The following is a 24,761-nucleotide window of genomic DNA, read 5'->3' as shown; positions in this document are numbered from 1 at the left end:
CCCGCTATTGTAACAGAGCGTTTATGCACCACTTCTCACCAATTATATCGATTACATCCCTTACATCTTGTTACCATCAACGCCGGTGATGACTAAAGACGCGGGGGTCAAGTCTGACATTAGACGCGGGGGTCAAGTCTGACATTCGGACACGAGCTCTACCGTAACGCAGGTTACGGTAGAGCTCGTGTCCGAATGTCAGACTTGACCCCCGGCTTGGTTTAGACCTTGCGCTGGGCCACCGCGTCGACCACGCACAGCGCGGTCATGTTGACGATGCGGCGCACCGTGGCCGACGGCGTCAGGATGTGCACCGGCTTGGCGCAGCCGAGCAGGATGGGGCCGACCGCGATGCCGTTGCCGGCCGCCGACTTCACCAGGTTGTAGGCGATGTTGGCGGCGTCGATGTTCGGCATCACCAGCAGGTTGGCGTCGCCGGTCAGCGTGGTGCCCGGCATCATCGAGTTGCGCAGCTTGGCGTCGAGCGCGGTGTCGCCGTGCATTTCGCCATCCACTTCCAAGGTCGGGTCCATCTGCCTGACCAGCTCCAGCGCGGCGCGCATCTTCTGCGCCGATTCGCTGTTGGACGAGCCGAAATTGGAGTGCGACAGCAGCGCCGCGCGCGGCGACAGGCCGAAGCGGCGCATCTCTTCGGCCGCCATCACGGTGATCGCCGCCAGCTCTTTCGCGTTGGGGTTCTCGTTGACGTGGGTGTCGACCATCACCAGCTGGCGATCCGGCATGATCAGCACGTTCATCGCGGCGTACACGCAGGCGCCTTCGCGCTTGCCCAGCACCTGGTCGATGTAGTGCAGGTGCAGCTGGGTGGTGCCGAAGGTGCCGCAGATCATGCCGTCGGCGTCGCCCTTCTTGATCATCATGGCGCCGATCAGCGAGTGGCGGCGGCGCATTTCCAGCTTGGCGTATTCCTGCGTCACGCCTTTGCGGGCGGTCAGCTCGTAATACGCCTGCCAGTATTCGCGGTAGCGCTCGTCGTGGTCGGGGTTGATGACGTCGAAGTCCACGCCCTGCTTCAGGCGCAGGCCGAACTTGGTGATGCGGGTTTCCAGCACCGCCGGACGGCCGACCAGGATGGGCCGCGCCAGCTTTTCGTCGACGATCACCTGCACCGCGCGCAGCACGCGCTCTTCTTCGCCCTCGGCGTAGACGATGCGCTTGAGTTCGGCGGCGGTCTTCTTGGCTACCTGGAACAGCGGCTTCATGAAGGTGCCGCTGCGGTAGACGAACTGTTGCAGGCTGTCGGCGTAGGCTTGCAGGTCCTTGATCGGACGGGTGGCGACGCCCGAGTCCTCGGCCGCCTTGGCCACGGCCGGGGCGATCTTGATCAGCAGGCGCGGATCGAACGGCATCGGGATCAGGTACTCGGGACCGAACGACAGGTTGCTGAAGCCGTAGGTGGTGGCGACGATGTCGGACTGCTCGGCGTGGGCCAGCTCGGCGATCGCGCGCACCACGGCGATTTCCATTTCGCGGGTGATGGTGGTGGCGCCGCAGTCGAGCGCGCCGCGGAAGATGTAGGGGAAGCACAGCACGTTGTTGACCTGGTTCGGATAGTCCGAACGGCCGGTGCAGATGATGGCGTCGCCGCGCACCGCCTTGACGTCTTCCGGCAGGATTTCCGGGTTCGGGTTGGCCAGCGCCAGGATCAGCGGATTGGGCGCCATGGCCTTGACCATGTCCTGCTTGAGCACGCCGCCGGCCGACAGGCCGAGGAAGATGTCGGCGTCGCTGATCACTTCGGCCAGGGTGCGGGCCGAGGTTTCGCGGGCGAAGCGTTCCTTGTCCGGGTCCATCAATTCCTGGCGGCCCTTGTAGACCACGCCGGCCAGGTCGGTGACGTAGATGTTTTCCAGCGGGAAGCCGAGGTCGACGATCAGGTCCAGGCAGGCCAGCGCGGCCGCGCCGGCGCCCGACACCACCAGCTTGCAGTGGGCGATGTCCTTGCCGACGTACTGGATGCCGTTCATGATGGCGGCGCCGACGATGATGGCGGTGCCGTGCTGGTCGTCGTGGAACACCGGGATCTTCATCCGTTCGCGCAGCTGGCGCTCGATGTAGAAGCACTCGGGCGCCTTGATGTCTTCCAGGTTGACGCCGCCGAAGGTCGGCTCCAGCGAGGCGATGATGTCGACCAGCTTGTCCGGGTCGAGCTCGTTGATCTCGATGTCGAACACGTCGATGCCGGCGAATTTCTTGAACAGCACGCCCTTGCCTTCCATCACAGGCTTGGCCGCCAGCGGGCCGATGTTGCCCAGGCCCAACACGGCGGTGCCGTTGGTGATCACCGCGACCAGGTTGCCGCGCGCCGTGTATTTATAGGCGTTGGCCGGGTCGATGACGATTTCCTCGCACGGCGCGGCCACGCCCGGCGAGTAGGCCAGGGCCAGGTCGCGCTGGTTGGTCAGTTGCTTGGTCGGCGTGACGCTGATCTTGCCTGGCGTCGGGCACTCGTGGTATTCGAGCGCCGCGAGGCGCAATTGTTGACGAAGTTCTTCTTTTTTATCAGATGACGAATCCATGCTGTGCGGCCTTCCTGTTTGTACTGTCGGAAAGCTTCCGATTTTATCAGACCAATTCTTTCAATTAAGTAGGTATTTTCACCAACAGCTATGACAGATATCAGCATTATTTATGATTCAAGGCAACATCAGCCGAATTTTTGACGTTTTTAGCGGCATTAACCTATCAATTGCACCAATATGATCAATTTTCCGTACCTATCACTATTTTGTATCGAGCGATGAAATTTGATTGAAATTACCAATTAGCTATGATGGCCGGCCGGAGCCGGCCGCGCGGGTCTTCAGTACAATAGCGCATGCTCTCAGAATTCGACCTCATCCAGGAATACTTCCAGCGCCCGCGGCACGCGGCGCGCGCCACGCTCGGCATCGGCGACGATTGCGCCCTGCTCACCCCCACGCCCGGCATGCAGACGGCGATCTCGTCGGACATGCTGGTCGAGGGCCGCCACTTCTTCGCCGGCGAGGACGCCGCCCGCCTGGGCCACAAGGCGCTGGCGGTCAACCTGTCGGACCTGGCGGCGATGGGCGCGCGCCCGGTCGGCTTTACCCTCGCGCTGGCGCTGCCGTCGGCCGACCGCGACTGGCTGGCCGGCTTTTCCAAAGGCTTGTTCGCGCTGGCCGACGCCCACGACATCGAGCTGGTCGGCGGCGACACCACCAAGGGCCCGCTCAACATCTGCATCACCGTGTTCGGCGAAGTGCGGCCGGGCCAGGCGCTGCGGCGCGCCGCGGCCCGGCCGGACGACGACATCTGGATCTCCGGCACCTTGGGCGACGCCCGCCTGGCGCTGGCCGGCTACCGGCTGGAGCAAGCGATGGACGCGGCCAGCCTGCTGGCCGCCGCCGCGCGCCTGCACACGCCGACGCCGCGCGTGGCGCTGGGCACGCTGCTGGCCGAACAGGGCATCGCCCACGCGGCGATCGACATCTCCGACGGCCTGGTGGGCGACCTCGGGCACATCCTCAAGCAATCGCGGGTGGGCGCCACGCTGGACGTCGACGCGCTGCCGGCCGGCGCCGTGCTGGCCACGCGCGCGACGGCGCTGCGGCGCGCCTACACCGCCGCCGGCGGCGACGACTACGAACTGTGCTTCACCGCGCCGCCCTCGGCGCGCGCGGCGGTGCTGGCGGCGGCCGCCAGCGTGGCGACGCCGGTCACCCGCGTCGGCCGCATCGAGGCCGCGCCCGGCCTGCGCCTGGTGGACGCGGCCGGCGCCGCGCTCGACCTGCAACTGCACGGCTTCGATCACTTCACGTCCTGAAGCGCGGTGACGTCCTCGCCCGGCTGCCCCACGCGGCGGCCGCTGCCGTGCATCAGCCAGTAGTGGTGGAAGGCCAGGCGGATGTTGTCGCGCAGCTGGGTGTCGTCCCACGGCTTGGTGTAGAAGCGGTAGATGGCGCCGCGGTTGATCGAATCGAGCACCGCGTCCAGCCCGGTGTAGCCGGACAGGATGATGCGTATCGTCTCCGGATACATCTCCTTGACCTTGCTGAGGAACTCGGTGCCGCTCAGGCCCGGCATGCGCTGGTCGCACACGATCACCTGCACCGCGTGCAGCGCCAGCAGCTCGAAGCCCTCGCCCGGCGTGGCCGCCGTCAGGATCTGGTAGCCGTCGCGGCGGAACAGCCGGTGCAGCGAGGACAGCACGTTGACGTCGTCGTCGACGATCAGCAGGGTTTGCGCCGGCTGGCCTTCCTGCGCCGGGTCCGGCGGCAGGCAGTGGCCCGACAGCACCAGCGCGCCCATCTCCAGCGGCGCCACCGGGCGGCTGAAGTAATAGCCCTGGATCTCGTCGCAGCGGCTGCGCCGCAGGTACTCCAGCTGGGCGCGCGTCTCCACCCCCTCGGCGATCACCCGCAGCTTCAGGCTGTGCGCCATGCTGATGATGGCCTGGGCGATGGCGGCGTCGTTGGGGTTGGTGGTGATGTCGCGCACGAAGGCGATGTCGATCTTCAGCTTGTCGATCGGGAAGCGCTGCAGGTAGGCCAGCGATGAATAGCCGGTGCCGAAGTCGTCGATCGCCACCTTCACGCCCAGCCCCTTCAGGCTGCTCAACACGCTGATGGTGCGCTCGGTGTTGGTCATCAGCGCGGTCTCGGTCAGCTCCAGTTCCAGCAGCTCGGGCGGGACGTCGTGGCGCAGCAGCGCGCTGCGCACCATCAGCTCCAGGTCGCCCTCGACGAACTGGCGGCTGGCGACGTTGACCGCCACCCGCACCGGCCCGACGTCGCCGCGCAGCCAGGCGCCGATCTGGCGGCAGGCGGCGTCGATGATCCAGGCGCCGACCCGCACGATCAGGCCGGTATCCTCCAGCACCGGCACGAACTCGGCCGGATACACCAGGCCGCAGCCGGGCCGCTGCCAGCGCAGCAGCGCCTCGGCGCCGGCGATCTCGCCGGTGTGCAGGTTGACCTTGGGCTGGTAGTGCAGCAGCAGTTCGTTGTGCTCGAGCGCGCGGCGCAGCGCCAGCTCCATGTCCAGCCGCGCCAGCACCTGCACGTTCATGCCGGCGGTGAAGAAGCGGTAGCCGTCGCGTCCGGCCTGCTTGGCGCGCTCCATCGCGGTGTCGGCGTACTTGACCAGGGTGTGCGGATCGGTGGCGTCGTCCGGGTACATGGCGATGCCGATGCTGGCGCTGAGCGCGGCCGGATGGCCGTCCAGGTCGAACGGCAGGCGCAGCGCCTCGCGCACTTCGTTGGCGGTGTGCACCGCGTCCTGCTGGTCGCGCGTCATGGTCAGGATCAGCGCGAACTCGTCGCCGCCCATGCGGCCGACGGTGTCGCGGATGCGCACGCACTGCACCAGCCGGTTGCTGAACTGGCGCAGCAGCTCGTCGCCCAGCGCCGCGCCCAGCGAATCGTTGATGTTCTTGAAGCGGTCCAGCGCGATGAACAGCACCACGATGCGCCAGGCCTTTTCCTGCGCCAGCGCGATGGCGTCGCCCAGCGTCTGGAAGAACAGCGTGCGGTTGGGCAGGCCGGTCAGGCTGTCGTAGTGGGCCATGTGCTGCAACAGCTCCTCGGACTGGCGGCGCTCGCTGATGTCGCGCGCCACCCCCAGCAGCACGGCGGGCTGGCCGGGCCGCTGCAACAACTGCCAGTACAGCTCCACCGGCACCGCGATCAGGTCGCGCCGCATCAGCTCCAGCTCCAGCAGCTCGGGCGCGCGCGCCGGGCCGAAGGCGGCGGCGAAAGCGATCAGGCGCTCGGCCTGCTCGCACAGCGCGGCCGGCGCCCCCAGGCCGATGCGGCTGGCGGTCTGGCCCAGCATCTCGCTGCGCGGATAGCCCAGCATGCGGCAGGCACCGTCGTTGACGTCGACCAGCTCGGCGCTGGCCGCGTCCAGCAGGAAGATGGCGTCGGCGGTGGCGTCCATGGCGCTGCGGAAGCGTTGCAGCTCGGCGGTGCGCTCGCGCACGGTCTGCTCCAGCAGCGTGTTGTAGCCGCGCGTCTCGCGGTGCAGCAGGCGCACTTCCAGCATGTTGCGGATGCGGGTCAGCACCTCGACCGGGTCGAACGGCTTGCTGACGAAATCGCGCGCGCCCAGTTCCAGCGCCTTGATCTTGTGATCGGGCTGGGCGGTGACCACCAGCACCGGCAGCCAGGCCTCGGTTTCCAGCGGCCGGATCGCCTCCATCACGTCGAAGCCGGTCATGCCCGGCATCTGCAGGTCGAGGATGATCAGGTCGTACTGGTGTTCGGCGTGCCAGCCGGCCACCACATACGGATCGGTGGTGGAGCTGACGGCGGTGTAGCCGGTGGACTTGAGCAGGAACTCCAGCAATTCCACGTTCACCGGCTGATCGTCGACGATCAGGATGCTGGCCTTGAAGATGTCGGTCTGGCTGATCATGGGATGCGCCTCCGTGCGGTCGCCGATGAACCGGCGTGATGGCCGGCTCGGACCGCGTCCTGTACTCGAGCAAGCTTAACAGTCTGCCCAATTGGCGGCGCACGGCTGCGATGTCTGGGCAGCGGCGACCGGGCTATCCTCCGAGTGTACGCAAGTTCAAATCGGCGGTCTAATGTTTTCTGGCATGTTGCTGTTCAGGCAAATCGGCGGCGCGCCACTGGCATCGATTGCGACCTGCATGGTACAGTGGTAGCCAGCCCGCAGATTGCCGCAACAGAAGGAGAGCTCCATGAAATCGAACAGCGACACCATCCTCGACCTGGCCGCGCAAGTCGGCAAGTCCCTGCAAGCGAAGGGCCTGATCCTGGCCACTGCGGAATCGTGCACCGGCGGCGGCGTGGCCCAGGCCATCACCGAGATCGCCGGCTCGACCGCCTGGTTCGATTGCGGCTTCGTCACCTATTCCAACGCCTCCAAGACCGAGATGCTGGACGTGTCCGCCGCGCTGATCGCGCAGATGGGCAGCGTGTCCGAAGAGGTGGCGGCGGCCATGGCGAGCGGCGCGCTGGGCGCCAGCAACGCCCACCTGGCGGTCTCGACCACCGGCATCGCCGGCCCCACCGGCGCCGTGCCGGGCAAGCCGGTCGGCACCGTGTGCTTCGGCTGGGCCAACGGCGACACCGTGCACACCGAGCGGCTGGTGTTTGCCGGCGACCGCCAGGCGGTGCGCGAGCAGACCGTCATCCATGCGTTGCAGGGTCTGCTACGCTTTATCGACTGAATGCGGGCTGGCGGTTGCCATCCCGCCACAAAACAATTACTCTCGACGCATTCGAGCGATTCTGGAGTAATTGATGCAAAATTCGGTACATTTTATTCTCCAAGGTAAAGGCGGCATCGGCAAGACCCTGGTGTCGACCATCCTGGCGCAGTGGATCACGGCCAAGGATGTGACGGAAGGGCAGCAGCCGCTGCGCTGCTACGACACCGACCAGGAGAACGCGACCTTCTCGCGCTACAAGGCGATGGACGTCAAGCATGTGCCGGTGATGACCGACAGCCGCACCATCGACCCCAAGCGCTTCGACGCGCTGATGATCGACATCCTGGAAGAGGACGGCAACTGCGTCATCGACAACGGCGCCAACACCTTCTCCCCTTTGATGGGCTACCTGATCGAGAACGACTGCTTCGCGCTGCTGGAGGAATCGGGCCGCAAGGTCTACATCCACACCATCGTCGGCGGCGGCGACACGCTGCACGACACCGCCATGGGCTTCGTCTCCACCGCCAAGTCGACCAAGGTGCCGCTGGTGCTGTGGGAGAACGAGCACTTCGGCCTGCTGCAATCGGCGTCCGGCAAGCAGTTCACCGAATCGCAGACCTATGCCGACAACGCGGCGCGCGTGAAGGGCCGCATCGTGCTGTCGGCGCGCAACGCCGACACCTTCGGCGCCGACATCAAGAAGATGAACACGGCCCGCCTGACCGCCCAGGAGGTCAAGGAAAGCGACAAGTTCAACCTGATGGAAAAGCAGCGCATCAAGGTGGTGTTCCGCGACTTGTTCGAGCAACTCGACAAAGTGGAGTGGTAGGCCGCCATGGATCAGCAGAAGCTGCGCAGCCTGGTCTTTGAAAAAACCGGCGTCAAGATCGACATCGACGACCCGGTGTTCGCGCTGGTGGCGCTGAACGAGGCGGTGCTGGCCGAGACGGTCGAACGCCACATCGCGCTGATCGACGCCGCCTCGCAGGAACTGGTGCAGCACGCCAGGGCCGCAAGCGGACTGGGCGCGCAGCACGACGGCGGCCGCAAGCCGCCGGTGCTGGACGCCACCAACGAACCGGCCGCCGCCGGCGCCGACACGCCCTCCACCTATGCGCCCGCGCCCGCCGCCGGCCCGGTGCGGCCGCTCGCCACGCAAGCGCCGGCCGTCACGCCGCGCGAACTGCGGCTGCTGGCCGCGGCCGCCGGGGTCGCCGTGCTCAGCGCGCTGCTGGTGCTCGGTGGGCAGGCGGCCTTCTCCAAGCCGGGCTTGACGGCCGAGCAAAGCGCCGCGCTGGCCAGCGCCGACAAGCTGCACAAGGCGATCCAGAAGCTGGATCCGAAAGTACGCGAACAGCTACAGGCCGAACTACAGAAATAAGGAAGATGCATGCACTTTGAAGTCCCCAAAGCCAAGACCATCAAGGAATTCGGTGGCGAGTATTTGATGATCGTGATCAGTATCGCCACCGCGCTGGCGCTGGAGCATGGCGTGCAGACGCTGCACCACCGCCACCTGGCGCATGAAGCCGCCGCCAAGATCGACGCCGAGATCCAGGTCAATGTCCAGGAGCTGGACGAAGCGCTGAACCACAACAACGACCAGTTGAAAAAAATACAGCTGGCGCGCGAGCTGCTGCTGGTCGGCATCAAAGACAGGCTCGATAGCCAGGCGCTGATCAAGCAGCTGACGCAGCAGCACAAGCTGGGGCTCAGCATCATGTCGCCGTCATTGCGCCGTGAAGCGTGGGAAGTGGCCGTCGCCAGCCAGGCGGTCAGCTGGATGCCGCAGCAGCAGCTGGAACGCTACTCCGGCATCTACGCCAACATGCGCGACGTGCAATCGATCAGCAGCAGCGGCAGCAACAACTTCCTCAATGGCGCCGCCATGCTGAACACGGTCAGCGACATACAGATGGGCGAAGGCGACCCCAAGGCCATCTACCGCATGCTGTCGCAGATGATCAGCGCCTACTCCAGCACGGACGGCAACCTGCAGGCACTACGGGACAAGCTGGCCAAGTCCGCCAAGGAAGCGCCGCACTCGTGAGGCGCGCCTAGCTCCATCCGGCCAGCCAGCGTTCCAGCGGGTTCAGGTCCAACGGGGGTTCATGCACGATGCAGGAAGGGCGATTTGCCCAGCAGGGTCAAGGCATCCTGCACCCGCCGCGCAAAGGCGGACGGCCGGATACGGTCGCCGGATTCCTGGCCGCCGATCAGGCACAAGTGCGCCAGGCGGCCCACCAGCTCCGCATCCACCGACGCGTCGGTGCGGGTGCGGCAGGCGTTGATGGCGAACGTCAGCCGGGTCTGGTCGACGCGCTGCTGGTAGCCGGCCACCAGCGGATCGTGGCGGGCCCAGGCGCGGATGGCGGTTTCGCGGCCCGGCTGTTTTTCGGCGGCGATCGCCAGGTAGCGCTCCAGCACCTGTTCCAGGCTGCGGCCGGCGGCGGCATGGGCCAGCATGCGGTCGGCGTAGTCGGCTTCCCACGCCGCCAGCAAGGCATGGACGAAATCGTTGCGACTGCGGAAGTGGTGGTAGAACGAACCGCGCGTCACATTCAGGCGGCGCGCCAGGCGCTCGGCCGAGATGCCGGCATCGCCGTCGTGGTCCAGGGCATCGAAGCCCGCTGCAATCCAATGGTCACGCGTCAACACTGGTCTCACCTTGAAAACATACAGACTGTGTATGGTAGCACCGGCATGGCTAGACTGCGGCTTCCTACCCCAACCATGGAACCGCCATGAAGACCATCGCCCTCGTCGCCTTCGACAACTTCACCGACATCGACCTGTTTTTGATGTGGGATATCCTCGGCCGCAATCGCCACGACTGGCGCGTGCGCATCGTCGGCAAGCAAGGCCGGTTGCGGTCGGCTCACGGCCTGTTGGTGGAGACGCACGGGGCGCTGGCCGAAGCGAACCAGGCCGACGTGGTGCTGTTCGCCAGCGGCAAGGAAGGCGTGCCGGCGGCGCTGGCGGACCCGGACTTCATGGGCGCGTTTCAACTGGACCCGACGCGGCAGCTGATCGGCTCCATCTGCGGCGGCGCCTTCATCCTGGCGCAGCTGGGCTTGCTGCCGGGCCGGCGCGCCACCACCCATCCCGACGCCCGCGACGCACTGCGCGCGGCCGGCGTGGAAGCGGACCAGCGGCCGTTCATGAGCGTCGGCAACGTGGCGACAGCGGGCGGTTGCCTGGCCGCCTTGTACCTGGTCGGCTGGGTGGTCGAACGGCTGTTCGGCGCCGGGAAAAGCCTGGAAACGCTGCGGCCGGTGCTGCCGGCCGGCCAGTACGATCTGTACGAGAACATCATCGTGGCGAGCATCCGGGACGGCCAGGACGAGAGCGCCCACCTGCCCTCTGCCGTATCGTGCGGCCGTTGATCGGTCCAGGCTTCTGTGCCATGCTTTGGGCTTACAAATACGTCAACCTTTCATCGAGGCAACCATCTCCTTGAAACTAAACGCCTGCAAGTCTTTGCTGCTGGCCGCGCCGACCGCTGTCCCGCCGGCCCACGCGCAGATGGCGGGGTATGGAATGAGTTACGCCAACGTCCAGTCAGCCAAGAATGTCCAGGCTGTGCTTGTCGATCACCCGCAACAGCTGTTGTGCAATCGGACTAGGCGTATTAACGCCAGACTCCCATTTGGCCACGGTCGATTTGGTGGCACCGATGGCTCTGGCAAAAACATCCTGACTAACACGAAGTTTGAGGCGAATGCGCTTGACCTCTTTCGCAGTCAAGGCCGGCGGAGCAAGACATGAACCGTCAAATTCCCGCATCGTTTTCTTATCGATCGCCCCTACCTCGAGTAGAGCACTTGCCGCCTCATGAATAGCTTCAAATGCATCGCTCCTGGCCTTGACCTTACGGCCGGCGATCTTTACGAGGTTTTCTCTAGCATCAGTCGACATCGCACATCTCCAAAATCTCTCCCCCCAGCAACTGCCAAGTTTATGCCAAGGCCCTGCCACACCTCCTGTACCACTCTACACAACTCCTGATCGGAAATTCGACGCTTTTTCGCCACACGGTCAAACCAGGCGGACTTAAAGCTGCGCGGCTCACATGGACATAGGGCAAGCTCAACTCCTCTGCAGACTAGTCATTCTTCTGCTAACATGTGAACACCTATTCACTTGTTAGCATTATGAGCTGTCAACACGACTATTCCGTTTGCGATCCCGCGATTGCCCAGCTGGCCGATCTGTTCCATCTGCTGGGCGATCCGACGCGCCTGCGCATCGTGCTGGCCTGCGTGGCGGCGCCGATCGCCGTCAGCGACATCGCCTCCTCGCTGGAGCTGAGCAGCTCGCTGGTCAGCCACCACTTGCGTTTGCTGCGCGCGGCGCGCATTGTCAAGTCTGAGCGCCAGGGCAAACAAGTGTTCTATTCCGCCGCCGACGCCCATATCAGCGGCGTACTCAACGATATGCTCGAACATATCGCAGAACCTTCCAATGGGAACGAAGCATGAGCAAGCACCACGACCACGATCACCACGACCACGATCACGGCCATGCGCACGCGCCGGCCAAGGCTGAAGCCAAAGCCAACGCGTGCAACCACGGGCACGACCACGGCCACGGCGGCCACCATCACCACCACGGCGATCCGAACACCATGGGCCGCGCCTTCGCCATCGCCATCGTGCTCAACACGGTATTCGTGGCGATCGAATTCTTCTACGGTTTCCTGGCCAACTCCACCGCGCTGATGGCCGACGCCGGCCACAACCTGTCCGACGTGCTGGGCCTGATGCTGGCCTGGGGCGCGGCGATCCTGGCCAAGCGCGTGCCGAACGGCCGCTATACCTACGGCCTGCGCAGCACCTCGATGCTGGCGGCGCTGTTCAATTCCATGCTGCTGATGGCGGCCTGCGGCGGCATCGCGTGGGAAGCGGTGCAGCAGCTGATGCGCCCGGAACCGGTGGCCGGCCTGACCGTCTCGGTGGTGGCCGGCGCGGGCATCCTGGTCAACGGCTTCTCGGCGTGGTTGTTCATGTCCGGCAGCAAGGACGACATCAACATCCGCGGCGCCTACCTGCACCTGGCGGCCGACGCCGCGATCTCGCTGGGCGTGCTGGTGGCCGGCGTGATCGTGCGCTACTCGGGATGGAACTGGCTGGACCCGCTGGTCAGCATGGCCATTGTCGCCATCATCGTCTGGAGCACCTGGTCGCTGCTGAAGCAATCGATGCGGATGATGCTGGCCGCCGTGCCGGACAACCTGAACCACGCCGACGTCGAACAATTCCTGCGCGCCCAGCCCGGCGTGACGGACGTGCACGACCTGCACATCTGGTCGATGAGCACCACCGAGAACGCGCTGACGGCGCAGCTGGTGACGCCGGCCGGCCATCCGGGCGACGCCGCGATGGACGCCATCAGCGCGCAGCTAAAGGAGGAATTCTCCATCGATCACAGCACGCTGCAAGTACGGCTCGGCACCACCGCGCACGAGTGCAGCCTGCAAGAGCAGCCGCACTAACGTCGTCTAATCCGCCAGATTGGCGTACAGCGCCGTGCTCAGATAGCGCTCGCCAAAGGACGGGATGATCGTCACGATGATCTTGTCCGCATTCTCCGGCCGCCGCGCCACCTGCAACGCCGCCCACAGCGCGGCGCCGGAGGAGATCCCCACCAGCAGTCCCTCCTGGCTGGCCGCCAGCCGCGCGGTCGCGAACGCATCGTCGTTCTTCACGCCGATGATCTCGTCGTACACCTTGGTGTTGAGCACGGCCGGCACGAAGCCCGCGCCTATGCCCTGGATCGGGTGCGGCCCCTTGGTGCCCTTGGCCAGCATCGGCGACGCTTCCGGCTCCACCGCGATGCAGCGGAACGCCGGCTTGCGCGCCTTGATCACCTCGCCCACCCCGGTGATCGTGCCGCCGGTGCCGACGCCGGCCACCAGGATGTCGATGCGGCCGTCGGTGTCGGCCCAGATTTCCTCGGCCGTGGTGCGGCGGTGCACATCGGGATTGGCGGGATTGTTGAACTGCTGCGGCATCAGGTAGCGCGGGTCGCGCTCGGCCAGTTCCTCGGCCGCGCGGATCGCGCCCAGCATGCCCTCGGCGCCGGGCGTGAGCACCAGCTCGGCGCCGTAGGCGCGCAGCAGCATGCGGCGTTCGCGGCTCATGGTGTCGGGCATGACCAGCGTGCAGCGGTAGCCGCGCGCGGCGCACACCATCGCCAGCGCGATGCCGGTGTTGCCGCTGGTCGGTTCGAGGATGACGGTGTCGGGACGGATCTGGCCGGCCGCTTCGGCCGCCTCGATCATGGACAGGCCGATGCGGTCTTTCACGCTATGGGCCGGGTTGCAGTATTCCAGCTTGGCCAGTACCTGGGCGGTGCTGCCCTTGGCCAAGCGGTTCAGCCGCACCAGCGGGGTGCGGCCTATCAGTTCGGTTACGTCGTTGGCTATCTTCATCAGGAACCTCCGAATGGGACGGAGATTCCAGTCTACGCCTTTATTTCACGTCCACCAGCTCGACATCGAAGATCAGCGCGGAATTCGGCGGAATGCCGCTGCCCGGCGTCGGCCGTGAGCCGTAGGCCAGTTCCGACGGAATAATCAGCGTGCGTTTGCCGCCCACTTTCATGCCCTGGATGCCCTGGTCCCAACCCTTGATGACGCGGCCGGTGCCCAGCACGAAGTCCAGCGGTTCGCCGCGCGGAATCGAGGAATCGAACAGCTTGCCGTGCATGGCCTTGGCCAGCGGACGATACAGCCAGCCCGAGTAGTGCATGTAGACGGTGGAACCGGTGCTCGCTTCCTTGCCGGTGCCGATCCTGGTGTCGGTGACGATCAGCTGCTCGGCGGCCGGGCCGGGCGTGGCCGAACCCACCACCATCGGCGGCGGCGGCGGCACATCGGCCGGCGCGACCGGGGCAGCCGGCGCGGTCGGGGTCTGCGCCTGGGCCACGGAGGCCGCCAGCGCGCACAGCATTGCTACTAATACGGAACTACGTGTCATGGTTGTATTCTTTCGATGTGGTCTGTGGACGGCACGGTCCCCGTGCCAGCGCGCACCATGATAGCAAACCCGCCACGCCAGCTGGATAAAATCTAAATCGTTTCGGCCGGCGCTACCGGCGCTTGCACGCTGTCGGCCAGCTTGCGCAACACCTGGCTGGCGGCCACCATGCCGAAGGTGGCGGTGACCACCATCGCCGAGCCGAAGCCGGCGCAATTGAGGCCGGTGACGCCGCCGGCGCGCTCGCCGCCGTCCACCGCGCACACTTCGGCCGTCTCCGGGAACTTCAGCGGCTCCATCGAGAACACCGCGTCGACCAGGAACTTGGTCTTCTCGCCGCGCGGGTAGCCGTACTGGGTGCGCAACAGCTTGCGCACCTTCTTCAGCAGCGGCTCCTGCTCGGTGCGGGCCAGGTCGCGCACGGCGATCTGGGTCGGGTCGGTCTGGCCGCCGGCGCTGCCGATGATGATCATCGGCATTTGGTGCTGGCGGCACCAGGCGATCATCGCGGCCTTGGCCTTGACGTTGTCGATGGCGTCGACCACGAAATCGTAGTTGCCGGCGCCCAGCATCTGCTCCAGGTTGTCCGGCGTGACGAAGTCTTCGATCTGGTTGACCACGCAGAACGGGTTGATGTCGGCGATGCGCTCGGCCAGCGCGCTGATCTTGGCCTGGCCGACGGTGCTGCCCAGGGCCTGGATCTGGCGGTTGATATTGGACTCGGCGACGTTGTCCAGATCAATCAGGGTCAGCTGGCCGATGGCGCTGCGGGCCAGCGCCTCGACGATCCAGGAGCCGACGCCGCCGGTGCCGACCACGCACACGTGGGCGCTGCGGAAGCGCGCCAGCGCGCGGTCGCCATAGAGGCGGGCGATGCCGCCGAAGCGGCGTTCGAAGTCGACATCGTCGAATTGGGTAGGTGCTATGGAGTTCATGCCGACATTTTAACGGACGCTGCCGCAAAAAATATTTTAGAATGACTTTCCCACCCAGCCAGAGCGCCCTCCCATGAGCATTTCCCTACCCGACACCGCCCCCGACTTCAGCCAGCCGATAGCAGTCTTGAAACATTGCCACGACCGCATACGCAAGCAACTGGAGACCCTGCAAAAACTGCTGGCCCACCTGCCCAAGCACGGCGCCGACGCCGAGGCGCAAAAAGCCGCCCAGGCGGTGCAGAAATATTTCAACAAAGCGGCCCCGCTGCACCACGACGACGAGGAACAAAACCTGGTGCCGATGCTGCAAGCGACCGCGCGCGACGCCGACGCCGCGCTGCTGGCCGAGCTGGTGCCCGGCATCCTGGCCGACCACCAGCAAATGGACCAGGACTGGCATATAATTAATTCGCAACTTGATCAAATTGCCAACGGGCAAAACAACGCCCTGTCGGCCGAGCAGGTGCAGCGTTTCTGCGACAGCTACGCGGCCCACATGGTCACCGAGGAAACCAACATCGCGCCGATGGCCAAGCGTTTGTTCAGCCCCGAGCAGATGGCGCAACTGGGCAGCGCGATGCAGGTGCGGCGCGGCATCACGCCCGACCTGCCGCACAGCCAGGTGCCGGAGCAGCAGCAGGTGGCGGTGACCGACGCGGTGGCCGACGGCGTGGTGCTGGCCGATCTGCGCCTCGATTACGGCCGCGCCAGTTTGACGGAACACGATGTGCTGGACGATCCGATCGCCCAGTTCGGCAAGTGGTTTGAAGAAGCCATGCGCGCCAAGGTCAACGAACCGAACGCGATGAGCGTGGCCACGGTGGACGCGGAGGGCAAGCCCAGCTCGCGCATTGTGCTGATCAAGCAGTACGACGCGCGCGGCTTCACCTGGTACACCAACTACGGCAGCCAGAAGGGCCGCCAACTGGGCGACAATCCGCACGCCGCGCTGCTATTCTTTTGGAGCGAACTGGAACGCCAGGTACGGATAGAAGGCAAGGTCGTCAAGACCTCCGCCGAGGAAAGCGACAAGTACTTTTACAGCCGGCCGGTGAAGAGCCAGATCGCCGCGATCGCCTCGCAGCAAAGCGCGCGCATCGCCAGCCGGGAGCAATTGGAAGCCAACTACGATGCCGCCGCCGCGGTCGGCGGCGAGCATCCGGTGCGGCCGGACAACTGGGGCGGCTATCGCCTCGATCCGGTGCGCATCGAGTTCTGGCAGGGACGCCGTTCGCGCTTCCATGACCGGATCGTGTATCTGAAACAGGCAGATGGTAGCTGGGTGAAGGAGCGCCTGCAGCCGTAAGCGGAACGCCCCCTCGCAGAACACCAGACCATCGCTTGCGGTGGTCTTTTTCGTTTCTGGACTCGGAGGTGATCGTGTTCGTACAAAACCGTCTCAGTAGCTGGATCGCCGGCATCCGCCAACAGATCGCGCTGCCGTTGCGCATCGAATTGTGGAACGGCCAGCACGTCGACTTTTCCAACGAGGCGCCGCGCGTGACGATACGCCTGCCCAATGTGTCGGCGGCGCGCTACCTGCTGACGCCGTCGCTGTCCAACCTGGGCGCGGCCTATGTCGAGGGCGCGATCGAGGTCAGGGGCCGCGCGCACGACATGATCGCCATCGTCAACGCGCTGGCGCGCACCACGCTCAAGGCCGAGGGCAAGTTCGCCCGCATCGTGCGCAGCATGGGCCACAGCAGGCAGCAGGACGCCGAGGCGGTCCGCTACCATTACGACGTCTCCAACGAGTTCTACCAGCAGTTCCTCGATCCGGCCATGGTGTATTCCTGCGCCTACTTCGAGCACGGCGACGAGGACCTGGCCAGCGCCCAGGCCAAGAAGATCGACCACATCCTGCGCAAGATCGAGCTGCGGCCCAAGCAGACGCTGCTCGACATCGGCTGCGGCTGGGGCGCGCTGGCGATACGGGCGGCGCAGCACTACCAGGCGCGCTGCGTCGGCATCACGCTGTCGGAAAACCAGTACCAGCTGGCCAAGGAGCGCGTGCGGCGCGCCGGGCTGGAGCACCTGGTCGAGATCCGCCTGCAGGACTACCGCGACGTGCGCGGCCAGTTCGACCGCATCACCAGCGTCGGCATGTTCGAGCACGTGGGCGTCAAGCAGTTGCCCGGGTATTTCGCCACCATCCACCAGTTGCTGGCGCCGGACGGCGTGGTGATGAACCACGGCATCACCACCACCGATCCCGACAACGGCGAGACGCCCTACGGCGGCGGCGCCTTCATCGACAAATACGTGTTCCCGCAGGGCGAACTGGCGCACATCGGCCATGTGCTGAAGGCCATGCAGCAGGGCAAGCTGGAAGTGTCGGACGTGGAAAACCTGCGCCGCCACTACGCCCGCACCTGCGCCATCTGGACCGACAATTTCGAGGCCAACACCGCGCGCGCGCAGGCGCTGGCGGGCGACAAGCGCTATCGCATCTGGCACGTCTACCTGGCCGGGTGCAGCTACGCGTTCGAGCAGGACTTGATCAGCCTGTACCAGATCGTCGGCCGCAAGGCGGGCCAGCGCAGCGCGGCGCTGCCGTGGTCGCGCCGGCACATGTATCCGCAGCCGGCCGCCGTCGGCGCGCACTACGCGCTGAGCGATGGCGGCGTGCCGTCGTTCACGCTGCTTCAGGAAGACGGCGGCGCGGCCATGGCGTCGACGCCGCCGGCTATCAAGTCCTTCAGCGCCACGTAGACTTGCCGCAGGGCCGGCTCCAGCCGGCCGGCCGCCAGCTGCCACGGCTGGCCGGCGTGCAGCGCGGCCGACAGTTGCTCGGCCAACGCCACCGCGCGCGCCGCGCCGAAGTTCACCAGCACGCCCTTCAGGCTGTGCACCGCGCGCGTGCTGCGCTGCAGCTCGCCCGAGGCCAGCGCCGCGCACAGGTCCTGCCACAGCTGCGGGCCGTCGTGCAGGAACAGCGCGGCCAGTTCCAGCAGCAGTTCGGCGTCGCCGTCCAGCCTTTGCAGCGCGCCGCGCCAGTCCAGCAGTTGCTGGCCGCTGTCCGGCTGGTAGCGCAGCAACATTTCGCGCAGCTGCTGGCTGTCGACCGGCTTGGCCAGGTAGTCGTCCATGCCGGCGTCCAGGCAGCGCTCGCGGTCGCCGGTCATGGCGCGCGCGGTCATCGCGATGATCGGCACGTGGCCGCCCTGCGCCGATTCGCGCAGGCGGATCTGGCGGGTGGCGGCCAGGCCGTCCAGGCCCGGCATCTGCACGTCCATCAGGATCAGGTCGTACTCGCCCTGGCCGGCCCGGTCCAGCACGGCCATGCCGCTGTCGACCAGCGTGACGCGGTGGCCCAGTTTTTCCAGCAGCCGCATCGCCAGCCGCTGGTTGACCGGGTTGTCCTCGGCCAGCAGCACCCGCAGGCCGCCGCGCGCCAGCGCCGGCGCGGCTGGCGGAAGATCGTCTACGCCCACCAGCAAGCCGTTGTCGTGGGCGCTGCGGTTCAGGTTTTGTCCCGGCACCAGCACGGCCAGCGGCGGCAGGGGCGCGGCCTGCGCCACGCCGGTGTGCAGCAAGGGCACGGTGAAGCTGAACACGCTGCCCTGCCCCGGCGCGCTGTGGACTTCGATCCGGCCCTGCATCAGGATCACCAGCCGGCGGCAGATCGCCAGCCCGAGGCCGGTGCCGCCGTACTCGCGCGTGGTCGAGCCGTCGACCTGGGCGAAGGCTTCGAAGATCATGTGCTGCTTTTCCGGCGGCACGCCGATGCCGGTGTCGCGCACGGCGAACACGATCTCGCTGCGGTCGTCGTGCTCGGCGGCGATCGACAGCTGCACCGTCACGCCGCCCTCGCCGGTGAACTTGATGGCGTTGCCCACCAGGTTGAGCAGCACCTGCCGCAGGCGCCCCGGATCGCCCTTCATGATGCGCGGCAGTTGCGGCGGAATCTCGGCCGCCAGCGCCAGCCCTTTCTGCCGCGCCCGCAGGCTCATGGCGCGCAGCGTGTCGCCGACCAGCTGGCGCAGGTCGAACGGCACTTCCTCGATGTCCAGCTTGCCCGCTTCGATCTTGGAGAAATCCAGGATGTCATCGACGATGTGCAGCAGCGCATCGGCCGAGGCTTTCACCAGCATCAGGTCGGCGCGCTGGTGGGCGTCGATGTCGGACTCCAGCACCAGCTCGGTCATGCCGAGGATGCCGTTCATCGGCGTGCGGATCTCATGGCTCATATTGGCCAGGAATTCGCTCTTGGCGCGGCTGGCCGCCTCGGCCGATTCGACCGCGTGCTGCATGGCGGCGCGGGCGGCGCGCTGCTCGCTGATGTCGATGAAGTAGCCCAGCATGTAGGACAGCCCGCCGCTGTTGATGACCTTGCGGCTGACCAGCACGTCGAGCGGCGGATCGAAGGTGGCCATGCGGCGCTCGGTGGTGACCATGCGGCCGCTGGACCAGGCCAGTTCGTCTTCCAGCTGGGTGGCGGCGGCCCAGCGCGGCGTGGCGAATTCCTCGACCGTGCGGCCGAGGATTTCCGCCCGCGAGCGCTGGGTGAATTCCTCGAAGCGGCTGTTGAAGCGCAGGAAGCGGCCGTCGCGGTCCTTGAGGAAGATGGGGATGGGCAGCTGGTCGAGGATCTGCTCGGTCAGCTCCTGCTGGTCGCGGGCGGCCCGGTCTTCGGACGGCGCCCGCAGCTGCACCTGCAGGTCGGCGTGCAGCTCGCGCTGCAAGCCGGCCAGGCGCGCGGTGCGCTTGTCGCGCCAGGTGCCGACGTTGCCGCGCTGCTGGCGGTTTTCCTTGCGCAGCAGCGCGTTGGCCGAGCGCAGCTGCAGCACTTCCGCCTCCATCTCGGCCAGCGCGGCCAGTTGCGGCTCCAGCAGGCGCGCCAGTTCCTGCGCGTCGGAGGTGTGCAGTGCTTGCCGTATCAGGGCGACGTGGCGGTCCTGGTCCATGGCCGCGTCAGGCCGTCGGCGCGGCGGCGGCGCCATGCTCGTCGCGGAAGCGGGCGCGGATGGCCTGCACGTCGTCCCAGCGCTGCAGCAGCGCATCCACGCAGCGCGGATCGAAATGCGTGGCGCAGTTGTCCAGCAGGTGCTGGCGCGCGTCCTCCATGCTCCAGGCCTGCTTGTACGGGCGCACGCTGGTCAGCGCGTCGAACACGTCGGCCACGGCGACGATGCGGCCCACCAGCGGGATGGCCTCGCCGGCCAGGCCGCGCGGATAACCCTGGCCGTCGTAGCGCTCGTGGTGGGTCAGCGCGATCTCGGCCGCCAGCTTGAGCATGCGCGCCTGGCAATCCTTGAGGATGTTGTAGCCGATCTCGGCGTGCTGGCGCATGACGACCATCTCTTCCGGGTCCAGGCGGCCGGGCTTGAGCAGGATGTGGTCGGGCGTGCCGACCTTGCCGATGTCGTGCATCGGGGCGGCGTTGAGCACGTCCTGCTGCTGTTCCTCGGACTGGCCCAGCTGCTCGGCGATCAGGCGCGAGTAGTGGGCCATGCGCTGGATGTGGGCGCCGGTTTCGGGGTCGCGGTATTCGGAGGCGCGGCACAGCAGCATGATGGTTTCCTGCTCGCGCGCGCGCAGCTCGGCGGTGGCCTTGGCCACCTCCTCGGCCAGCCAGGTGGCGCGGTGCTGCAAGCTCAGCGTGGCGCTGCGCAGTGCCAGCATGTTGCGGGTGCGGGCCAGGAACTCGACCTTGTCGATCGGCTTGATGAGGAAATCGCTGGCGCCGTTTTCCAGCGCGCGGTGGCGCACGTCGACGTCGACGCTGGCGGTGACCATCAGCACCGGCGGGCGCTGGTCGGGCGGCGCCTCCAGCCGGGCGATCAGTTCCAGGCCGTTCATGTCCGGCATCATGTAGTCGACGATCAGCAGGTCGTAGGGATGGGTGTTGCACCAGGTCAGCGCCTCGCGCGCCGACTGGAAGCTGATCGTGCTCACGTCTTTCAGTTTGTCGACCAGGCGCGACATCAGCACCAGGTTGATATGGGTATCGTCGACCAGCACCACCTTCATGCGTATCCCCTGGTTGTTTTATTTTAAGCGATGCGCGTAGGTGCTCTTGAACTTGGCGACCTTGGGCGCCACCACGAAGGCGCAATAGCTTTGCAGCGGATGCTGGCTGAAGTAATCCTGATGGTAGGCCTCGGCCGCATAGAAGGTCGAGGCCGGCGCCAGTTCGGTGACGATGGGCGCGTCCCAGACCCCGGCCATCTGCGCGATCACCTGGCGCGCCGTGGCTTCCTGCTGCGGCGACTGGTAAAAGATCACCGAGCGGTACTGGGTGCCGACGTCGTTGCCCTGGCGGTTCAAGGTGGTCGGGTCGTGGATGGTGAAGAAGATTTCCAGCAGGTCGCGAAAACCGATGACGGCGGGATCGAATTGCAATTTCACCACCTCGGCATGGCCGGTGTCGCCGGCGCAGATCTGCTCGTAGGTGGGATCGGGCTGGTGGCCGCCGGTGTAGCCGGACTCGACATGGGCAACGCCCTTGACGCGGGCAAACACCGCCTCGGTGCACCAGAAGCAGCCGCCGCCCAGATAGGCCGTTTCGAGCGCCGTGCCCGGCGCGGACTGACTAGTCATGACTCCCTCGCGTAGAAGAATGCCCATGGGTTCACTGTAACGCAAACCAGCAGCGCGTGCACCTGCATTTGGCTTCAGCGCAGAGACCATGACAAACCCGACTCACAATGAGGCGGAATCAAAGACAGGCTAAATCGTTATTTTTTCTCAAATCACAGTACTTGAGCCCGCTGTAATTTTTAGTTCTTTGCGCAACAGCGGGAGCTTGAGAAATGGATCAGGAATTGGAACTAAGCGGAAAACAATGGGCTAGGAAATTTCCGGGAAGTGTAGACACAAAAGATCTATCGGGGAATTTTCGTCTTGCTGTGGAAGGCTTTATTTATGCGATGCAAGAGGCGGGAATTAAAGTAAAAATCAATGCCACTTTTAGACCGACGAAACGATCATATCTTATGCACTATTCTTATAGAATTGCAAAAAATGGATATGATCCGAAAAAAGTTCCTTCAATGCAGGGAGTGAACATAAACTGGGACCACGGTACAAAAGAGGAATCCGTAAAAGCTGCCAGGGACATGACTTCGGCTTTAGACATACAAACACTGCAGACAAAACCGGCCCTCCGCTCTCAACACAATGCAGGGCTTGCTATCGATATGAATATTTCATGGGGAAAAATGGTCGAAATCAAGGACGCGAGTGGCACCATAGTCAAAATCAATACGTTGCCAAGGACCGGCATGAACAAGCAATTGATAGACGTTGCGAGGACTTATGGCGTGAAAAAATACAATGGACCTGGGCGAGATTTTCCACATTGGTCAAACAATGGTCGATAGATCAAGGAGATTGATATGCGAGTTCGATACTTATTTTTTCCTCTCATCCTCACGTCTTCGCTAGCTTTCCCTGTCGAAAATTCACCTCAAGATGTAAGGAAATTTATTTACAACGCTGGTGCATGTGAGCATTTAGGGGGCGAATACGACGGAGAGCTTCCCAAGGAAGAGAAAGAGCAGATACGGAGAGACATTGACAAATATTGCGGGGGAGCCAAAAGCCAGTTTGGCATTCTAAAAGACAAATACAAGAACAATCCGACACTACTTAAACGAATAAAGAACAACTATAACGATAGTGTGGCGAGCTATAAAAAATCGCCTTAAGGGGCCGCCGGCCAGATGCGTCTTTTTAAGCGCTGTGTCTGGCAAGGACCGAGTAGTCATGACGCCCTCGTGTCGAAAAATATTCAGGTGCTCCTTGTAGTGCAAACCAAGGCAATACGCTATCGGACGACAAACTTTGGCATAATGGCTGAAAAGTCACAGGTCCACCATGCACACTCGCTCTCCCCGCGCCGACCAGCGCCCCTTCGATACCAGCCATTTTCGCCAGGCGCTGGGCCAGTTCGCCACCGGCGTCACCGTCATCACCACCCGGCTGGCGGACGGCACCTTCCGCGGCCTGACGGCCAGCTCCTTCAATTCGGTGTCGCTGGACCCGCCGCTGGTGCTGTGGAGCCTGGCGACCACGGCCAACAGCATGCCCATCTTCACCGGCAATTCGCACTACGTCATCAATGTGTTGTCGGCCGACCAGGCGCATCTGGCCAAGCAGTTCGCCACGCGCGGCATCGATCCGTGGCTCAACACCGAATACGAGCTGTCGCGCACCGGCCAGCCCATCCTCAAGGGCGCCTCGGCCTGGTTCGAATGCCACAACCGCAGCCGCTACCCGGAAGGCGACCACGTGATTTTCGTCGGCGAGGTCGAGCTGTGCGAGTTTTCCCCCTCCCCGCCGCTGATTTTCCACAGCGGCCAGTTCGGCAGCCTGGGCTAAAAACGGAAATTGGTGTCGCCATTTGAAAAGCCGTTCCGGTGGCCGCGGCATAGAATGCGGGCAGCCTTCACCAATTTTCATAATGAGAGACCACTATGAGCCAAGCCCGCGCCCAATTCCACTGGGATGATCCCCTGCTGCTGGACCAGCAACTGACCGACGACGAGCGCATGGTGCGCGACGCCGCCGCCGCCTATTGCAAGGACAAACTGGCGCCGCGCATCCTGGACGCCTTCCGCCACGAGAAGATGGACACCACGATCTTCCGCGAGATGGGCGAACTGGGCCTGCTGGGCCCGACCATCCCGGAACAGTACGGCGGTCCCGGCCTGAACTACGTGGCCTACGGCCTGATCGCGCGCGAAGTCGAACGCATCGACTCCGGCTACCGTTCGATGATGAGCGTGCAGTCGTCGCTGGTGATGGTGCCGATCTACGAGTTCGGCACCGAAGAACAGAAACAGAAATACCTGCCGAAACTGGCCACCGGCGAGTGGATCGGCTGCTTCGGCCTGACCGAGCCCAACCACGGTTCCGATCCGGGCTCGATGATCACCCGCGCCAAGAAGGTGCCGGGCGGCTACTCGCTGAGCGGCGCCAAGATGTGGATCACCAACTCGCCGGTCGCCGACGTGTTCGTGGTCTGGGCCAAGGACGATGAGGGCGCGATCCGCGGCTTCGTGCTGGAAAAAGGCATGGCCGGCCTGAGCGCCCCTGCGATCCACGGCAAGTTCGGCCTGCGCGCTTCGGTGACCGGCGAGATCGTGATGGACGAGGTGTTCTGCCCGGAAGAGAACGCCTTCCCGGACGTGCGCGGCCTGAAGGGTCCGTTCACCTGCCTGAACTCGGCACGCTACGGCATCGCCTGGGGCGCGCTGGGCGCGGCCGAGGATTGCTGGCACACCGCGCGCCAGTACGTGCTGGACCGCCATCAGTTCGGCCGTCCGCTGGCCGCCAACCAGCTGGTGCAGAAGAAGCTGGCCGACATGCAGACCGAGATCACGCTGGGCCTGCAAGGCTGCCTGCAGCTGGGCCGCATGAAGGACGCCGGCACGGCGGCGGTGGAAATCACCTCGATGATGAAGCGTAATTCCTGCGGCAAGTCGCTGGACATCGCCCGCGTCGCGCGCGACATGCTGGGCGGTAACGGCATCTCGGACGAGTTCGGCATCATCCGCCACATGGTCAACCTGGAAGTGGTCAATACCTACGAAGGTACGCACGACATCCACGCGCTGATCCTGGGCCGCGCCCAGACCGGCATCCAGGCGTTCCAATAAAACGCTGGACGTAAAAAAACCCGCCGGCACCGAACGCGATCTTGAGCGCGTTCAGGCTGGCGGGTTTTTTTTC

The 24,761-nt window shown here is 64.9% G+C and carries 23 protein-coding genes and 1 pseudogene; 13 read left to right on the top strand and 11 right to left on the bottom strand.

Annotated elements, in window-relative coordinates; genetic code table 11:
* Positions 1 to 221 precede the first annotated feature (221 nt).
* The gene (locus tag AC1RMD_RS16020) at positions 222 to 2,540 is read right to left on the bottom strand and encodes an NADP-dependent malic enzyme (protein ID WP_492927662.1); all 2,319 of its coding nucleotides are present in this window, start codon (positions 2,538 to 2,540) and stop codon (positions 222 to 224) included.
* A gap of 299 nt (positions 2,541 to 2,839) precedes the next feature.
* Here AC1RMD_RS16020 and thiL point away from each other — a divergent pair, with 299 nt between their 5' ends.
* Positions 2,840 to 3,808 (top strand): thiamine-phosphate kinase, encoded by a 969-nt coding sequence (gene thiL / locus AC1RMD_RS16015; RefSeq protein ID WP_492927661.1) that lies wholly within the window; start codon positions 2,840 to 2,842, stop codon positions 3,806 to 3,808.
* Here the strand turns inward: thiL and AC1RMD_RS16010 are convergent.
* The gene (locus tag AC1RMD_RS16010) at positions 3,793 to 6,399 is read right to left on the bottom strand and encodes an EAL domain-containing protein (RefSeq protein ID WP_492927660.1); all 2,607 of its coding nucleotides are present in this window, start codon (positions 6,397 to 6,399) and stop codon (positions 3,793 to 3,795) included. The two genes, thiL and AC1RMD_RS16010, sit on opposite strands and share 16 nt — an antisense overlap.
* A gap of 289 nt (positions 6,400 to 6,688) precedes the next feature.
* Between AC1RMD_RS16010 and AC1RMD_RS16005 the strand changes: the two genes are divergently transcribed.
* The 4 genes from AC1RMD_RS16005 (at position 6,689) to AC1RMD_RS15990 (ending at position 9,215) form a co-directional block, all read left to right on the top strand.
* Positions 6,689 to 7,180 (top strand): CinA family protein, encoded by a 492-nt coding sequence (locus AC1RMD_RS16005; RefSeq protein ID WP_492927659.1) that lies wholly within the window; start codon positions 6,689 to 6,691, stop codon positions 7,178 to 7,180.
* A 73-nt stretch (positions 7,181 to 7,253) separates the two neighbouring features.
* Entirely contained in the window at positions 7,254 to 7,994 is a 741-nt protein-coding gene (locus AC1RMD_RS16000; RefSeq protein WP_492927658.1) for a P-loop NTPase family protein, read from the top strand.
* Between the two features lie 6 nt (positions 7,995 to 8,000).
* A complete protein-coding gene (locus tag AC1RMD_RS15995; protein WP_492927657.1) occupies positions 8,001 to 8,546 on the top strand; it encodes a hypothetical protein in 546 nt (181 codons plus the stop codon).
* A gap of 9 nt (positions 8,547 to 8,555) precedes the next feature.
* The gene (locus AC1RMD_RS15990) at positions 8,556 to 9,215 is read left to right on the top strand and encodes a hypothetical protein (protein ID WP_492927656.1); all 660 of its coding nucleotides are present in this window, start codon (positions 8,556 to 8,558) and stop codon (positions 9,213 to 9,215) included.
* A 59-nt stretch (positions 9,216 to 9,274) separates the two neighbouring features.
* On the opposite strand, the gene AC1RMD_RS15985 is transcribed toward AC1RMD_RS15990, so the two are convergent.
* Positions 9,275 to 9,823, bottom strand: coding sequence for a TetR/AcrR family transcriptional regulator (locus tag AC1RMD_RS15985; RefSeq protein ID WP_492927655.1), 549 nt, complete (start codon positions 9,821 to 9,823; stop codon positions 9,275 to 9,277).
* Between the two features lie 86 nt (positions 9,824 to 9,909).
* Between AC1RMD_RS15985 and AC1RMD_RS15980 the strand changes: the two genes are divergently transcribed.
* Positions 9,910 to 10,551, top strand: coding sequence for a DJ-1/PfpI family protein (locus tag AC1RMD_RS15980; RefSeq protein WP_492927654.1), 642 nt, complete (start codon positions 9,910 to 9,912; stop codon positions 10,549 to 10,551).
* A gap of 175 nt (positions 10,552 to 10,726) precedes the next feature.
* Here the strand turns inward: AC1RMD_RS15980 and AC1RMD_RS15975 are convergent, their stop codons facing one another.
* Both AC1RMD_RS15975 and AC1RMD_RS15970 read right to left on the bottom strand, forming a co-directional pair.
* Positions 10,727 to 11,083 carry a helix-turn-helix domain-containing protein gene (locus tag AC1RMD_RS15975; RefSeq protein WP_492927653.1) on the bottom strand — a complete coding sequence of 119 codons (357 nt, stop codon included), beginning with the start codon at positions 11,081 to 11,083 and terminating at the stop codon, positions 10,727 to 10,729.
* A pseudogene (locus AC1RMD_RS15970) lies at positions 11,053 to 11,217 on the bottom strand (hypothetical protein); the annotation flags it as partial. The gene AC1RMD_RS15975 and the pseudogene AC1RMD_RS15970, both read right to left, overlap by 31 nt.
* A 102-nt stretch (positions 11,218 to 11,319) precedes the next feature.
* Here AC1RMD_RS15970 and AC1RMD_RS15965 point away from each other — a divergent pair.
* The gene (locus AC1RMD_RS15965; protein WP_332853957.1) at positions 11,320 to 11,646 is read left to right on the top strand and encodes an ArsR/SmtB family transcription factor; all 327 of its coding nucleotides are present in this window, start codon (positions 11,320 to 11,322) and stop codon (positions 11,644 to 11,646) included.
* Positions 11,643 to 12,659 carry a cation diffusion facilitator family transporter gene (locus AC1RMD_RS15960; RefSeq protein WP_492927652.1) on the top strand — a complete coding sequence of 339 codons (1,017 nt, stop codon included), beginning with the start codon at positions 11,643 to 11,645 and terminating at the stop codon, positions 12,657 to 12,659. The genes AC1RMD_RS15965 and AC1RMD_RS15960 overlap by 4 nt, the downstream gene beginning before the upstream one ends.
* Before the next feature lie 6 nt (positions 12,660 to 12,665).
* On the opposite strand, the gene cysK is transcribed toward AC1RMD_RS15960, so the two are convergent.
* The 3 genes from cysK to tcdA form a co-directional block, all read right to left on the bottom strand.
* Positions 12,666 to 13,598, bottom strand: a complete 933-nt coding sequence (gene cysK / locus AC1RMD_RS15955) for a cysteine synthase A (protein ID WP_492927651.1) — start codon at positions 13,596 to 13,598, stop codon at positions 12,666 to 12,668.
* Positions 13,599 to 13,638: 40 nt separating this feature from the next.
* Complete coding sequence (locus tag AC1RMD_RS15950) at positions 13,639 to 14,118, bottom strand: FKBP-type peptidyl-prolyl cis-trans isomerase (protein ID WP_492927675.1); 480 nt, start codon at positions 14,116 to 14,118, stop codon at positions 13,639 to 13,641.
* A gap of 119 nt (positions 14,119 to 14,237) precedes the next feature.
* Positions 14,238 to 15,080 (bottom strand): tRNA cyclic N6-threonylcarbamoyladenosine(37) synthase TcdA, encoded by an 843-nt coding sequence (gene tcdA / locus AC1RMD_RS15945; RefSeq protein WP_492927650.1) that lies wholly within the window; start codon positions 15,078 to 15,080, stop codon positions 14,238 to 14,240.
* Positions 15,081 to 15,153: 73 nt separating this feature from the next.
* Here tcdA and pdxH point away from each other — a divergent pair, with 73 nt between their 5' ends.
* Together pdxH and AC1RMD_RS15935 are read left to right on the top strand one after the other, a co-directional pair.
* A complete protein-coding gene (gene pdxH / locus AC1RMD_RS15940) occupies positions 15,154 to 16,389 on the top strand; it encodes a pyridoxamine 5'-phosphate oxidase (RefSeq protein WP_492927649.1) in 1,236 nt (411 codons plus the stop codon).
* Positions 16,390 to 16,463: 74 nt separating this feature from the next.
* Complete coding sequence (locus AC1RMD_RS15935) at positions 16,464 to 17,795, top strand: class I SAM-dependent methyltransferase (RefSeq protein ID WP_492927648.1); 1,332 nt, start codon at positions 16,464 to 16,466, stop codon at positions 17,793 to 17,795.
* Here AC1RMD_RS15935 and AC1RMD_RS15930 read toward each other — a convergent pair.
* The 3 genes from AC1RMD_RS15930 to msrA are packed head-to-tail and all read right to left on the bottom strand — an operon-like array spanning position 17,729 to position 21,626.
* Positions 17,729 to 19,990 carry an ATP-binding protein gene (locus AC1RMD_RS15930; protein WP_492927647.1) on the bottom strand — a complete coding sequence of 754 codons (2,262 nt, stop codon included), beginning with the start codon at positions 19,988 to 19,990 and terminating at the stop codon, positions 17,729 to 17,731. The genes AC1RMD_RS15935 and AC1RMD_RS15930 overlap by 67 nt on opposite strands.
* 7 nt (positions 19,991 to 19,997) lie before the next feature.
* A complete protein-coding gene (locus AC1RMD_RS15925; protein WP_492927646.1) occupies positions 19,998 to 21,056 on the bottom strand; it encodes an HD domain-containing phosphohydrolase in 1,059 nt (352 codons plus the stop codon).
* An 18-nt stretch (positions 21,057 to 21,074) separates the two neighbouring features.
* Positions 21,075 to 21,626: a peptide-methionine (S)-S-oxide reductase MsrA gene (gene msrA, locus AC1RMD_RS15920; protein ID WP_492927645.1), complete on the bottom strand. Its 552-nt coding sequence runs from the start codon at positions 21,624 to 21,626 to the stop codon at positions 21,075 to 21,077.
* A 212-nt stretch (positions 21,627 to 21,838) separates the two neighbouring features.
* On the opposite strand from msrA, the gene AC1RMD_RS15915 reads away from it, so the two are divergent.
* From AC1RMD_RS15915 to AC1RMD_RS15905, 3 genes are all read left to right on the top strand, one after another.
* Positions 21,839 to 22,408 (top strand): hypothetical protein, encoded by a 570-nt coding sequence (locus tag AC1RMD_RS15915; protein WP_492927644.1) that lies wholly within the window; start codon positions 21,839 to 21,841, stop codon positions 22,406 to 22,408.
* Positions 22,409 to 22,904: 496 nt separating this feature from the next.
* Positions 22,905 to 23,408 (top strand): flavin reductase family protein, encoded by a 504-nt coding sequence (locus tag AC1RMD_RS15910; RefSeq protein ID WP_492927643.1) that lies wholly within the window; start codon positions 22,905 to 22,907, stop codon positions 23,406 to 23,408.
* Between the two features lie 95 nt (positions 23,409 to 23,503).
* Positions 23,504 to 24,688 (top strand): acyl-CoA dehydrogenase, encoded by a 1,185-nt coding sequence (locus AC1RMD_RS15905; protein ID WP_492927642.1) that lies wholly within the window; start codon positions 23,504 to 23,506, stop codon positions 24,686 to 24,688.
* Positions 24,689 to 24,761 lie beyond the last annotated feature (73 nt).

The organism is Duganella sp. GW822-FHT06D06 (assembly GCF_058799615.1).
The sequence above is the reverse complement of the archived record's forward strand: the minus strand, read 5'-3'. Positions and strand labels throughout refer to the sequence as shown.